This window comes from Flavivirga jejuensis (assembly GCF_030540765.1).
Taxonomy (GTDB): Bacteria; Bacteroidota; Bacteroidia; order Flavobacteriales; family Flavobacteriaceae; genus Flavivirga; species Flavivirga jejuensis.
The window spans coordinates 710,726-725,664 of sequence record NZ_JAUOEL010000001.1 but is presented as its reverse complement, the minus strand read 5'-3'; the positions used below and the strand labels follow the sequence as shown (position 1 = coordinate 725,664).

Sequence of the window (14,939 nt, the reverse complement as noted above, 5' to 3'; positions counted from 1 at the left end):
TATCAACTTGTTAAAATTTATTATTTAGAATAATTATAAATAATTTGGATAACGTTATTCCAGCAATTACTTTTGCCGCAAATACGCATTATTTATATTAAGTCTAAATAAAAACAAATGAAGAAACAACTTACATTTGTATCTTTTTTATTGCTAAGCATTTTTACTTTTGCACAATCAGGCACAATAAAAGGTACAATAATCGATGCCTCTGATGACACTTTTTTTGGTGTAAACGTCATTATTAAAAACACAACAAAAGGGGCACAAACTAATGAAGATGGTCAGTTTGAAATCACTAATATTGAAAATGGTGATTATATTTTATCTATTTCATATTTGGGTTATAAGACCAAAGAGGTAGCCTTCTCATTAAACAACGATCAAGTCTTAGACTTGGGTTCAATAAAGCTTTACGAAGGCAATGAGCTTTTACAAGAAGTTATTCTGGACACTGAAAGAAAAAATAAATTCTCTAGAAAACAAAGTGCTTATGTTGCAAAAATGCCACTTAAAAACATGGAGAATTCCCAGGTTTATACTACAATTACAAACCAATTGCTTGTATCGCAATCTGTAAACAACTTTGAAGATGCTTTAAAAAATGCAGTAGGTGTAGACAAATTATGGTCTTCCACAGGTAGAAGTGGTGATGGTGCAGGGTATTATTCTATTCGTGGTTTCTCTGTACAGCCTCAACTAGTTAATGGTGTTGCAGGAATCACAAATGGGTTTATCAATCCATCAAACGTAGAACGCGTAGAAGTTATAAAAGGGCCTTCTGCAACCTTATTTGGAAGCACTGTTACATCTTACGGTGGTCTAATTAATATTGTTACCAAAAAGCCATACAATGGAAATGGAGGAAGTATTTCTATAGCTGGCGGATCGTTTGACTATAGAAAATTAAACGCTGATATAAACATAACCGAAAACGAAAATTTATCGTTACGTTTAAATGCTGGTTACCAAGAAGAAAATAGTTTTCAAGATTATGGGTTTAAAAAATCTGTATTTATAGCACCTTCAGTTTCTTATAAAATAAGCAACAAATTAACATTAAACTTTGCTTATGAAGCTTCCGATAATGAGCAAACCAATCAGACTTTTCTTTTCTTAAATAGATCTGTTCCTTTAGTATTTAACACCATAGAAGCATTAAATTACGATACTAATTTATCTCTAACAAGCAACGATGTTACTATTAATAACATCACTCAAAATTATAGAGGTGAAATTGCATATAAAATTTCAGACAATTGGTCTTCTCAATCTATAGTAGCTGGAGGCATAGCAAAATCTAATGGATACTATACTTATTTATGGAATTATGCAGATTGGACAGATGTTTCCAATCCACTGGCGACTCCTTATTTTTCATTAAATGCTCAAAATTCTGATGCAAGAACAAAAACACTTAATTTACAACAAAACTTTACAGGTGATTTTAAATTAGGTAGTTTTCAAAATAAATTATTGGTTGGTATCGATTATTTAAAATCGAAAATTATTGATGAAAGTTCGGGCTTTGCTTATTTGCATACTGTTACCGCTCAAGGAGATCTTCCTTTTGGGGAGCCTATTATTAATGCAAATAATATAGATACTGCTTTATTAGGATCTGAAAATTCAGATATCGATATCAATCAAAATGTCTTAGGTGCCTATATATCTAATGTGATTAAAATTCTACCTAATTTATCGGCAATGGCAAGCATTCGTTACGATAGATTCAATTATGATGGAGATAAAAACGATCCTTCTGATGATGAACAAGTTTACGAAGAATCAGCTTTCTCTCCTAAATTTGGTATTGTATTCCAACCTATTTTGAATGAGTTATCTGTATTTGCAAATTACCAAAATAGTTTTTCATATGTAAGTCCAGAAATTGTTCCTGTAGATATGAATGACCCAGATGCTGGAGTTACAGTACAATCTTACGATTTAGAACATGCTAATCAATTGGAATTTGGTATGAAAACCAATCTTTTTAATAACAAATTAGAAGCAACGCTTAGCTTTTACAACATAGAAGTTAAAGATAAAATAATGGGTTTTGGTGCTGATAAACAACAAGATGCTACTGTAAAAAGTCAAGGTATAGAACTTGAAGTAAATACGAACCCAATTAGTGGTTTAAACCTAAGAGGTGGGTTTAGCTATAACAACGCAGAAGTCACTGCATCTATATCAAGACCTGATTTAATTGGGGTACGTACTTCCGAATCTGGTTCAGATATATTATATAATTTCTGGGGAGACTATCAATTTAAAGAAGGTTTTGCAAAAAACTTTGGTTTTGGAGCAGGCTTTAATGGCGCAAGCGATTATGACACCATGAGTGATTACACTATTACTGAAGGTTTTATTCTACCTGCTTATACTATTTTCAATGCTTCTGTTTATTACGAGACTAAAAAAATCAGAATAAGCCTCAAAGGAAACAATCTTACAGATGAAACTTATTACTCTGGTTGGAGTACTGTAACACCTCAACAAACCAGAGCCTTTTTAGCTAATATCACCTATTCGTTCTAAATAAAAAAAACATTAAAAAAAAGGCAGCTCTTTATTTAAATAAAGGGTTGCCTTTTTTTATTTTTGCAAAAATGACATTTAAAAAATCGATACTTACACTGCATAAAGTTTTAGGGCTAGCCACAGGCTTAGTCGTTCTTATTGTTTCTCTAACAGGTTGTTGTTGGACTTTTAAAACTGAAATCGAAAGTCTTTATAGCGATTACAAAAAAGTTAAACCTCAAAACAAGGCTATTTTAACGCCCACAGAAGCCAAAAATATTGTAGAAAATATATTCCCAAATAATACTATTCATGGGAGTTTATTTAAAAAAAACGATGATGCTATTGAAGTTATTTTTTATGATGAAGAACCTGAGTTTTATCAGAGCGTATTTTTAAACCCATATTCTGGTGAAGTCATTCAAATAGATAACCATCTTTCTGGTTTTTTTGCTTTTGTTTTAAAAGGGCATGTAAGGTTGTGGTTACCTAAGGCATTTGGAGAGCAATTGGTAGGCGCTTCTATTTTAATCTTTATTTTAATCATCATTTCGGGATTTATACTATGGATTCCTAAAAAGCGTAAAAACTTAAAGCAGCGATTAAAATTCGATTGGAAATCTACAACACGTTGGAAACGTAAAAACTTCGATTTACACACTGTTATTGGATTTTACATTTGTTCTTTAGCATTAATTCTTGCTTTTACAGGTTCTATAATGTCTTATAATTGGCTCATGTATGTGGTTTATAAATCTACTGGAGGAGATAACGTTGTTCAATTTATTATTCCTGAAAACAAAAGTGAACCTCAAATTGATAACGAGATACTTCCTATTGATAAGTTAATTGTAAAACTTCAAAAAGAATCGCCAAATGCAGAAAGTTTTGAATTGCATTACCCCGAATCTGATGCTTCTAGTATTTATATTGAAGTCTCTAATAGTAACGATTTATTTTATGATTCGGATTTTCGTTTTTTCGACCAAAACACCCTAGAAGAAATTGAAACACCTAGTGTTTATGGCACGTATAAAAATGCAAAGTTTGCAGATAAATTACTCCGAATGAATTACGACATTCATATTGGAGCCATCGGTGGCATTGTTGGAAAAATAATAGCTTTTTTAATTAGTTTATTAACGGCAAGTTTACCTGTTACCGGAGTACTTTTATGGTATGGGCGTAACTATAAAAAGCAATCGAACTAAAAGAGATTAAGCCTTAATCTCCTTCATTAAATCGTCATAAGTATAAAAGGACTTATCGTTTTCGTCTTTATGATATAGCACACTTACTCGAATGGCTTTAAGTCCTGTAACAGCTTGTAAGTCTTGAAGTTCAACTATTTCAATATCTGTGTCTAAATAATGTTTAGACTGCAAAAACTTGATATATCTTAAATATTCTCTCTCATCTTGCTTTTGAGAGTATACAATACTTATTTTTCCTTTTTGAGTCACACGTTCTGTGGTTCCTTTTATATGCGCTTTATCAACTCGTTTTTTTACAATTTCGTAACGTGCATTATAAGTGCCATCTACATCAAATTGTTTTTCGTCCATTCTAAAACTAATGGACAATGGTTGATTAAATACTAATACCATGGACGCAACATCTAGCTCCACTGGAAAATCTGGTTGCATTTGATAATAGGAGTTTTCCATTTCACACATTACTTGTAACTGCCACAAACGTAAATTATACAAATAGATAAGATTAAAACTTTCTTCTTTAGTAATGGATTCACCTACATACATATTATGCTCAACACCATCTGTTTTAAAACGTTCAAAATAATGCGGATACATTTGTTGTGCTTCTACTTGTTTTGCATCTAGAAGAGCCGCCATTTCTTTATTAATAACTGCAATAGTATCATCGTACTCTTTTCTATGTTTGTAAAGCACATTTACTTTATTATCAATACTATCAAAATAGGCATCAATCTGCTCTTTTAATGTATCTGTTGTGTAAAGATACTTAAGAACGGGCTCTATATCTTGTTTGAAAAACTCGGAGATTTGTTGTTCACTATCTACTTGAAAATTGACTTCTAAATTTTTTAAATAATTATTGGTTTGATATATAAATTGCTCATAGATTGGCAATGTCTCCACTTCTAAAGCGCTTTCAAAAATACTTTTAATGGCTTTTAATTGAAGTGTTAAATCTTGTTTTGTTGCCTTATTACGAGCTTCTGATGATCCTTTTATATCAATCTGTCCATAAAGAGGGTAAATATTTTCAAAAGCTATTTTTTTAAAAATAGCTTGTTCTCCATTCATATCAGCTTTAATAAAATTCTTCGCTTCTTTTTCAAATCTCCAATGCACACTGGGGTGAATGGAGGTACATTCTTTTTGGATGATCGCCTCAATTAAATTCTCTTCTTCGTTTTTTGACCGCTCAACCGCCGATACAATAAACGGCATAACATCTATTAATTTATTAGCGTTTATACTGTTAAGAACATAGGGTTTATTAGACACAATTTCTAATATCCCCATTAAACCTTTATCATTAGCAATAGGAGCAAAAATGGCACTTTTTATACCCTGCTCATGTAATGCCTTAATATGAGGCGCTTTCCCTTCAGATAATCCAAACATTTTATCTACATCCGAAACCGTAAAGTACTTCTTTTCATTCATCAGCCTATCGTAGGACCAGCCACATAAGGCTCCAGAACAAGAGGCACTTTCTATATTATTCAGCAGAAAACTGTTCACACCAACACCATAAACATGTTCAAAGGTCTGCTCTTCCTCATTGTAAATTGAAAAACCAACTTTTATATCATTTATTCCTAAAAGAGATCTGAAAATTTCATGAAAACCGTCCATAAAGCTTTCATTATTCCGCTTATCTTCTCCTATTAAGGTCGTTTTTATATTGGATATAGATTGATCGTCGGTAACATCAAAAATATTTGATATAACGAACCCCTTGAAAATGTAACTATTTGGCGGAAACTTCTCTTTCCAAAGCTCTATATTCTCAAAATTATCTAGTAATTCGTCATAATCCTCGCGAGTGATCTTTTTAGCGGTCTCAGTTGGAATAATTTCACAGAAATCTGCATTATATAATATTTTATAATAATGAAGTATTCCGTTAACATCTGGTATTTCGTAATAAAATGGTCTTTTAAAATTTAAATTGTAGCCATAACAAAAATTTAAAATGATGGTACATGCGATAATATATGTATCATTATCAGGCATATTTTTCATTTCAAGCTCAAAATCGTCACCTGCTGTTTTAATAATACTTTTAAACCGCTCTGAAGAATTAAAAATTAAATTATGGAAAGGAACTGATGCTGTTTTTATTTCGTTTTTAGTTAAGATCGTACTAAATGAATCTTCGAGAATTATCGCTATTTCTTTTTCTCTTTCTTCTAGTATCGAAAAGTCACTAAAACCTTCTTCTAATTCTGGATAATCTGCTGCAACCTTTATAATATGCTTTGCTTTAGCTGAAACAAGTTCATCATCACTTTCAGCTAATGTCTTGTAATGCTTTAACAGCATATTAAAACTCACTTTTAAGTTTAAAGGCGATTCGATATTATCGTTAATATCCATATTATCAGTTTTCTTAAAATACAAAGTTACAAATTATTGGTTTAGTCGTTATAAATTAGACTTGTTAACACCAAAAATGTTACAAATTTAAATGTTAAAATTTACTGTGTTTTTAACTATTTAAATTTGGTTGCATTCATACCTATTTAAAAATATTTAACCAATAGAAAACACGATATAATATTTGATGCGTTTAGGGCTACGAACGCTATTTAAATCCTCGTTTTTACAGGAATAATAATTTAAATAAAAACCTTCGAACAAGCTTCGAATGTTTTTAAAACTGAAATGTTCGCAATTTATTAACTAAAAATATATGAATTTAATAATTTTACATATATTTAACTACATATTAACCATTTAAAACTAAAATTATGTTTTCTAAAACAAATTTAATTTCAACGATCATTACCTCCATTTGGGGCTTCCTTGGCGGGTGGCTACTTTGGGGTATTATAGGGGATCCAATGCTAGCAGACCATGCTACTACTGCTGGTCTTATGAAAGAAATGCCAGATATGGCTTTACTAGCCATTGGTTGTTTAGTTATAGGTTTCGCATTTTCAACTATATATTCAAAATGGGCACGAGGTACGCACGGTATTTCTCATGGTGTTCAATTTGGTATATGGGTTGGTATTTTAATAGGTTTAGGCGGTGGACTAATTGGTTACTCTACTTCAAACATCATGGATCTGCCTGGAACTATTATAAACGCCATTATTTATGTTGTGCATTATGTTATAATGGGTATTATAGCTAGTTTAGTTTATAGAAAGTTTACTGCTGAAGGATAATTATATATTAATTCAAATAATAAAAGCTTCTCAAAAAAAATTTGAGAAGCTTTTTCTTATAAATTTAAAAGAAACCTACTGATTTCCTTTTTTATAGTCTTCTAAAAATTTAGCTAAACCAATATCTGTTAATGGATGTTTAAGCAGTCCTTTAATTGATGATAAAGGTCCAGTCATAACATCAGATCCTAACTTAGCACAGTCTATAACGTGCATTGTATGACGTACAGAAGCTGCTAAAATTTGAGTCTCGAAGCCATAGTTATCATAAATCTGTCTTATTTCAGCAATTAGGTTTAAACCATCTGTAGAAATATCGTCTAGTCTACCAATAAACGGAGACACATAAGTAGCTCCTGCTTTAGCAGCTAATAATGCTTGTCCTGCAGAAAAAACTAAAGTCACATTGGTTCTTATTCCTTTATCTGAAAAGTATTTACATGCTTTAATCCCATCAGCAATTAGTGGTAATTTCACTACTATTTGTGGGTGTAAAGCAGCTAATTTTTCGCCTTCTTCTACCATACCTTCAAAATTGGTAGATATAACTTCTGCACTTACATCGCCATCAACTAGATCACAAATTTTTTGGTAATGTGCTAAAATATTTTCAGCACCAGTAATACCTTCTTTTGCCATCAATGATGGATTGGTTGTAACGCCATCTAAAACGCCTAAAGCTTGTGCTTCTGCAATATCACCTAAGTTAGCTGTGTCTATAAAAAATTTCATTTGCTTATAATTTATTGTTTAATCTGCCTTACTTTAACTTTAATTTACCTTTAGCACAGCCAAAGTGCTCTGCAAAGGTCATCGGCTTAATCATTATATGATTAAATTTTAGCCATTGATGTTTCATTTAAATATTCGATTACATTTTGGCATACTTTTTCTCCTGTAAAACCAAACTTATCATCCAAAACGCCTGCAGGTGCTGAATAACCAAAATGATTAAGTCCAAAAACTCTACCGTTTTCTCCTACTAGACCTTCTAAATTTACCGGTAAGCCAGCTGTTAAGCCATATAATGGTTTGTTTTTAGGAATAACACTTTCCTGATATTCTTTAGATTGAAGTCTAAATAAGCCTTCAGAAATTACAGAAGCAATATTCACTTTAATATTTTCTCTTTCTTCAAGTAATTTTGCTGCCTCAATTAATGTTGCTACTTCAGATCCGTTTGCAATTAATACAGCGTCTGGATTCTCTACTTCTTTCACTAAATACCCTCCTTTTTCTGCTGCTAAAGCTTCTTGATATCTAGATGCTCCATTTGCAGGAAGATCTTTTATCCCTTGTCTGGATAATATTAAACCTGAAGGTGTATTATTGTTTTCTAAAGCCATTTTCCATGCTACAGCAGTTTCTGCCGAATCTGCAGGGCGTAAAGCTAAGAAACTATTTTTACCGCTATGGTTTTTAAGTTTCTCTAACAATCTTATTTGAGCTTCTTGCTCAACTGGTTGGTGTGTAGGTCCGTCTTCTCCAACACGGAATGCATCATGCGTCCATACGTATTTTACACCTAATTCCTGAATACCACTTAAACGAATGGCTGGTTTCATATAATCTGAAAACACAAAGAATGTTGCTACCACTGGAATAATTCCACCATGTAGTGCGATACCATTTGCAATACATGCCATGGTTAATTCTGCAACACCTGCTTGTAAGAACGAACCACTAAAATCGCCTTTTTTAAGTGCTGATGTTTTCTTTAAGAAACCATCTGTTTTATCACTATTAGATAAATCTGCAGATGATACAATCATGTTTTCAACATGTTCTGCTAAATACCCAAGTACGTTAGAAGATGCTGCTCTTGTAGCTAAACCTGCTTTATGTTCGATAGATTCAAAATCTAAATCTGGAAGTGCTCCAGACAAAAAGTAATCTAATTTATTTGCAAGCGCTTCATTGCCTTGTCTCCAAGTTTCAATGGCTGCTTTCTTTTCTGCTGCTTTAGCTGTTTTCTCTTTTAATAATGTTTCGTAAAATGCACTTACATCGTCATACTTATCAAAAGGGCTTTCTGGATTAGCGCCTAGGTTTAATAAGGTTTTTGTGTAATCTGCTCCTGAATTACCAATAGGCTGTCCGTGTAATTCACAGTGACCTTCAAACATACTTCCATCTGCAGCAAGACAACCTTTACCCATAATGGTTTTACCAATAATTAAGGTTGGTCTTTCTGTTTCATTATTAGCATCTGTTAATGCTTTTCTAATAGCTTCATGGTTATGCCCGTCGATAGTAACAACATTCCATCCCCATGCTTCATATTTCATAGCGGTATCCTCGGTAGTTACCTCATCTGTTGCTGTTGATAACTGGATATCGTTAGAATCGAAAAACATAATAAAATTGCTCAGTCCTAAATGTCCTGCAATTCTACCAGCTCCTTGTGAAATCTCTTCTTGAATTCCACCATCAGAAATAAAACCATAAATTTTATGATTCATCCAATCTCCAAATCTAGCTTCTAAAAATTTAGCTGCAATGGCTGCACCAACACCCATAGTATGACCTTGTCCTAATGGTCCAGATGTATTTTCTATACCTCTTGCTACATCAACTTCAGGGTGACCTGGTGTAATAGAACCCCATTGTCTGAAACTTTCAACATCTTTTTTCTCATAATTTCCTAAAAGATAATACTGTGCATACATCAAGGTAGATAAATGACCAGCATCCATAAAAAATCGATCTCTAAAAGGCCATGTCATATCTGATGGATCGTAATTGAAGAACTCAGAATATAAGATATGCATAAAGTCTGCACCTCCCATAGGGCCTCCTGGGTGTCCTGAATTTGCTTTTTCTACCATTGCCACAGCTAATGCTCTAATATTATCTGCTGCTTGTTGATCGATTTTTTTATTCATTTTTAATGTATGGTTTATATTTAATAGACTACTATCAATGCTTAATTTTATTTAATATATCTCTTAGAATTAATTAAGAAAAACATAGATTTTTCATCTAAAAATTTCTTTTTCAACACTGCAGAAAAATATATTTTGCAAATATATAACCTTTAACCTGTTAGGTATTATTAAAATTGAATAATTTAATAACAACTATTAACTTCTTTGTTAAATAATTACTTTTTGCTAAATATCAAGTAGATACTATTTATTTTATTTTAAAAACAGGAAAGATTTCTAAATTTAATAGAAGGATTCGATTTAGCTTTTGTAACATTCTCTAGCGTTAAGCCTTATATCACCTATCATATAACTATCTATCATATACTAACTCATCAAAATATTGATAGGTTTATATAAAATATGTTTTGTTCCTCATCTCTAATAAAATTGTTCTTTTATAAAAGGTTCTTTCTCCTGGTAGAAGTTAGAGATCTGAACCTTAGAGGCCTTTAACTTTATATATTTCTCTCATGGTTGATATTAGGATAGAGATCAATTCTTTCAAATTCCCAATTGCAATCCCAGGCTCACCCTATTTAAAGATTTAAATTGCCCAAACGGTCTGCTTTCATTTCCATAAAATAAATCGGCGCCTAAAGAAGCTGTTAGATTATTTGAAACTAAATATGTCACCTTGGGTCTTACAAATCCATCGCCTTCATTTAGGTTTTGAACACAAATTACAGAAGCTGTCAAGGTTTCATTTGCAAACCGTCTGTCAATTAAAAATGATGCATTGGTTTCTGAAGTCTCTCTTCCGATAGTATTTTGGTTATTATAGATATAATCTTCAAAAATCTGAAAACTCAATGTAGAATTGCTGATTCCTGAATAATCAATACCAACAACACCCATTATTTGGTCGCTTTTAAAAATGCCTTCTGAAACATTACTATTATTAGATGAAAAATATTTATCCTTAGAATATCCTATTTCTCCACGCAATGTATAATTCCCAAATGCATTACTAAATGTTCCTCCAAATAAATGATACCGTTTAAACATAGGGCTAATCGTTATGTCATCGTTTACATCATTAGTCATCGTTTTGGTAACAGGGAAATTATCATATTGGTATAAATAATTTACAGTAACATCCCAACCATTTAAAAAAGCTGATACTCGAATGCCATAATCGGCATTTTTAATAAGTTTTTTATCAGGCTTTGCTAGTGGGTTATTTATAACTGAGACTCCTTGTGGTACATCAGAAAACAACGCTGTTGGGAAAAATATGCCAGTTTGAGGAGGAAAATCATGATAGGTCATATCTGGAATCCAAATTAATTGAGCATTTATTTTTGATAATTTCAAATCGGCTTTTATGGCCCATAATGGAATCCGCGAATTGTCAAAATCATCTAATAAAAACGCTCTAAAATTTGTGGGGTTTACTATATCCAATATTTTTAATCCATCAGATTTCCCCCAAACAATTTGCTGTTTCCCAAAGGTTAAATAATGCTTTCCTATTTTCCAATCGAAATAGAACTCACGTAGTTCTGCTTCTAATCGGTCTCCAATTAGTGCTCTTTTTGAAAATTCTGATACTGCATCTTGCTCAGGCTTACCAGGTTCAAGATTATCAAATATTTCTGTATATACACGACCTATCATTTTAAGTCTAAAATTTTTTGACAAAGGCATATCTAATTCTGGGCGTATAAAAAACTCAGCTTTTTGAACATTGGCAGATTTAAACTCAATAGACGTTCTGGCATCTACCAACATAGTAAACTGGGTATTTGATATGTATTTCTTTTTAGAAATTATTGAATCGTTTTGAGCATTTACAATGAGATTAAGTATTAAAAAAAATAAGACGGTAATATAATACGAGGCCTTCATATATTTTAATTAATTAGCACCTCTTACTAAGGATTCTTCAGAAAACAGGACATCATCAATAACAGTATTATAATCACTATTTCCGAAAACCATAGCCGTTTTATGATTGTTTTTATGGTTTATAGCTTCTAATGCCTGAAATGTCCACACCTCTTGTATTTTTTTAATGTCCTTTACATAAGTTGTTTTTAAATCATTTCCTGCAATGTCCCAATATTTGGTTTGTCTTACCATCCAAATTCCTTTATCTACCCATTGATGTACTTTACTGTATCCAAGTTCTCTTGCTATTTTATCAGTTCTTGGTATAGCCTCTAATAAAATGCAAGGGTGTCCATTAATGATTTCTTCCTTTATCGTTTTATAATGATAATCAGACTCACTCATTTTAGTACCAAGTTTTATGTCTTCATAGGTAAAATCTGTTCCTAAAAAGTAATCACCTCGATTTGCTGCAGATATTCTTCTTGTTTTTCTAAGAGCAGGCAAATACAGCCATTGGTCATCATCCTTAGTTTTATCGGTATAATCATAAGACATGAATGCTGTATTTTTCACGTTTGATGGTTTCGTAAATACTAAAATGGTTTTTCTTTGATTGTCGTAATCTTTGCGGTAACTCTTAACGTCTCTTATTTGTTTTTTTCCTTTTTTATTAATCAAAGTCATTTTAAGATCCTGTATTAGATGTTCGCCTTCATTGCGTTCGTTTACATTTTTCAAAATATCTTCTCCGCTAGGAAGCGATTGCCCGATGGCAATACTCGTAATAAATAATGTGATAAAAATGGTTATATATTGTGATTTTTTCATGATGATTATTTTTAAATCTGTTATTATTTAGAAATTTCTTCCTTTAAAAATTTAGGCTTAAATGTTTTTATTAATGCTGGTATAATAGCAAGACTGGCTAAAAAACTAGTCGCTACGCAAGTCGTTATTAAAGCTCCAAATATTACAAATGGCGGCAAACTACTAGTCATGTTAATTCCGAAGCCTAAACACACTGCAAAAACGTTAAAAAGAAGAGCTCTTCCTGTAGATGGATACATATCTAAAAGCGCCTCATTAATAGATAAATCCCTTTGGTTTACTGCATATTTAATATGTTGAATAATATGAATCGCAAAATCGACAGAAACTCCTATCGCAATTGCTCCGAATATAGAAGTTGCTGTATTTAGAGTAATTCCTGCAAAGCCCATTACGGCATAGAATATTAAGATGGCTGTAAATACGGGTGTAACAGCATAAAACCCAGCAATAATAGACTTAAAGCTTATAGAGGTTAACAACCAAACTGCTATAAGTGCAACGAATAAACCAAGATAGTTGCTAAATGCAATACCATCTAACCAGTAGTAAAATATATTCATCCAACCCGCTATTTTAACTTTAACATCATCCGTTTTAAATTCTGATGCGATGTGAGTTTTAAGCGGTTCTATAATTTGTTTGACACTACTATATTTACCATCTTTTAATGACACGCTAATATTGGCATGTCGGTAATCGTAATCTATAAATTTTTCAAGGTCGGCTGGGTTGCCACTTGCGCTATACAAAAGAAATAACTGAGGAATAATATCATTATTTTCGGGGATTATATATTGATCTTGTTTGTTTTCGTTAAGCGATTTATTCATTTGTTTAATAATATCAACAATAGAAGTTGTACTGCCTACATAAGGTAAACTTTCAATAAATTTTTGTAATGCTTCAATCTTTTTAAGTTTTTTCGAATCAAATAATCCTTCTGTTTCGTTTGCAGAAACCATAACATCAAATGTATTGGCGCCATCCATCTTAGTATTTATTAATCTATCTGCCTTATAGATATCTGTAGTTTCGCTGAAGTTATCTATACTGGCTTCGTCTACATAAACTTTGGAAGCTCCAAAAACACCAATCAGCAATACGATTAATGTAGTGTATAATATTTTTTTAGGATTGGAAACTATAACGACACCCATTTTAGAGACTATTTTTCCGAAGAAATCGGTTTTAATTCCCTCGTTATTTACACTTTTTTGATAGGCTTTACTCAATTTTGGTTTTAGTAAAATCAAAATAGCAGGCACTAATAAAAGTGACAACAGTAATGCCATCAATACTCCAATAGATGAAAATATGCCTACCATTTTTAATGGGGGAATCGTAGTGGTTATACTCAAAGCCATAAACCCAGCAACATTGGTTAAACTAGTAAAAGTAACTGGGCGCCACATATCCTTCATGGCCATTAGCGTAATCTCTCGGGATGTTTTTTCGGGATGTTTTGCAAGAAATTCATAATAGGCACCAAGAATATGAATAGCATCTGCAACACTTATAGCAATTAATATAACAGGAATAATATTTGAAGTTAGGTACATGGGTACTCCAAGTCCAGCCATAATACCCATTGTGGAAATTACGACACCCAGAATTACAAAAACTGTAAGGTATAATCCTCTAAATGTTCTATAAGCAATTATCAATACCAATAGGATTACTAAAAATGCCAGAGGGGTCATTTTTTTAGCATCGCCATCTATATACTCTGCCTGATGTGATACAACACCCCCTTCTCCTGCAACATGCACCGCTGCTGTTACACTCGTGACTTCTTTAGCTAATAATTCTTCTGCGAGTTTTTTAATGTCGTTATAAGCTTGTTTTCCATATTTAATTTTATCTAAAAGTTCTATAACTATTAGCGAGGCTGTACCATCTTTACTAGCCAAATTACCTGAGTAAAGTGGATACTCCAATACGCCACTGCGAATGGCGTTTGCTTCTTCATTAGTATTTATAGTTTCTTCAATAAAAGGATCTACAACCATTCCTTCTGTTGTTCCATAGATATTATTTTCGGTAGACAGGCTTGTGATTTTATCTGGGTCTACGCCCTCAATTAATTGTACTTCATCACTAAGTTTTTTGATAAAATTCAACATTTCTGGAGTATATACGCCTTCTTTACTCTCATTTACAACTGCAATAACAATGGGATCAGACAGTCCAAATAATTCTCGAACTTCTTCTCTGTTTTTTAATGAATGGTGATTTGGTGGAATAAAAGCTTCGATCGTGGTATCTATCACCATTTTTGGTAATTGACTTCCTAAACCAATTATGATTAGTAGGGTTCCTAAAATAACAAACCAAGGGTATTTTAAGGCTTTATTAAAAAAGATTTCAGACTGACTCATTTTTTTTGTTTCCATGTTTTGTAGTGATTTGTTAATTTTTTACTAGCTGATATATTT

The 14,939-nt window shown here is 32.2% G+C and carries 9 protein-coding genes; 3 read left to right on the top strand and 6 right to left on the bottom strand.

The window, feature by feature from the left end:
* Positions 1-117: 117 nt before the first annotated feature.
* Both Q4Q40_RS03175 and Q4Q40_RS03170 read left to right on the top strand, forming a co-directional pair.
* The gene (locus tag Q4Q40_RS03175; protein WP_303300241.1) at positions 118-2,541 is read left to right on the top strand and encodes a TonB-dependent receptor; all 2,424 of its coding nucleotides are present in this window, start codon (positions 118-120) and stop codon (positions 2,539-2,541) included.
* A 71-nt stretch (positions 2,542-2,612) separates the two neighbouring features.
* Positions 2,613-3,734, top strand: a complete 1,122-nt coding sequence (locus Q4Q40_RS03170; protein WP_303300240.1) for a PepSY-associated TM helix domain-containing protein — start codon at positions 2,613-2,615, stop codon at positions 3,732-3,734.
* A gap of 6 nt (positions 3,735-3,740) precedes the next feature.
* Here the strand turns inward: Q4Q40_RS03170 and Q4Q40_RS03165 are convergent, their stop codons facing one another.
* Positions 3,741-6,113 (bottom strand): GAF domain-containing protein, encoded by a 2,373-nt coding sequence (locus Q4Q40_RS03165; protein WP_303300239.1) that lies wholly within the window; start codon positions 6,111-6,113, stop codon positions 3,741-3,743.
* Between the two features lie 374 nt (positions 6,114-6,487).
* Here Q4Q40_RS03165 and Q4Q40_RS03160 point away from each other — a divergent pair, with 374 nt between their 5' ends.
* Positions 6,488-6,910: a hypothetical protein gene (locus Q4Q40_RS03160; protein ID WP_303300238.1), complete on the top strand. Its 423-nt coding sequence runs from the start codon at positions 6,488-6,490 to the stop codon at positions 6,908-6,910.
* A 75-nt stretch (positions 6,911-6,985) separates the two neighbouring features.
* Here the strand turns inward: Q4Q40_RS03160 and fsa are convergent, their stop codons facing one another.
* The 5 genes from fsa to Q4Q40_RS03135 form a co-directional block, all read right to left on the bottom strand.
* Positions 6,986-7,642 carry a fructose-6-phosphate aldolase gene (fsa, locus tag Q4Q40_RS03155; RefSeq protein WP_303300237.1) on the bottom strand — a complete coding sequence of 219 codons (657 nt, stop codon included), beginning with the start codon at positions 7,640-7,642 and terminating at the stop codon, positions 6,986-6,988.
* A 101-nt stretch (positions 7,643-7,743) separates the two neighbouring features.
* Positions 7,744-9,795 carry a transketolase family protein gene (locus tag Q4Q40_RS03150; RefSeq protein WP_303300236.1) on the bottom strand — a complete coding sequence of 684 codons (2,052 nt, stop codon included), beginning with the start codon at positions 9,793-9,795 and terminating at the stop codon, positions 7,744-7,746.
* Positions 9,796-10,341: 546 nt separating this feature from the next.
* On the bottom strand, positions 10,342-11,688 hold the full coding sequence (locus Q4Q40_RS03145; protein WP_303300235.1) for a DUF1302 family protein: 1,347 nt from the start codon (positions 11,686-11,688) through the stop codon (positions 10,342-10,344).
* A 9-nt stretch (positions 11,689-11,697) separates the two neighbouring features.
* A complete protein-coding gene (locus Q4Q40_RS03140; protein ID WP_303300234.1) occupies positions 11,698-12,501 on the bottom strand; it encodes an outer membrane lipoprotein-sorting protein in 804 nt (267 codons plus the stop codon).
* 23 nt (positions 12,502-12,524) lie between these two features.
* Positions 12,525-14,897, bottom strand: a complete 2,373-nt coding sequence (locus Q4Q40_RS03135) for an efflux RND transporter permease subunit (protein WP_303300233.1) — start codon at positions 14,895-14,897, stop codon at positions 12,525-12,527.
* Positions 14,898-14,939: the final 42 nt, after the last annotated feature.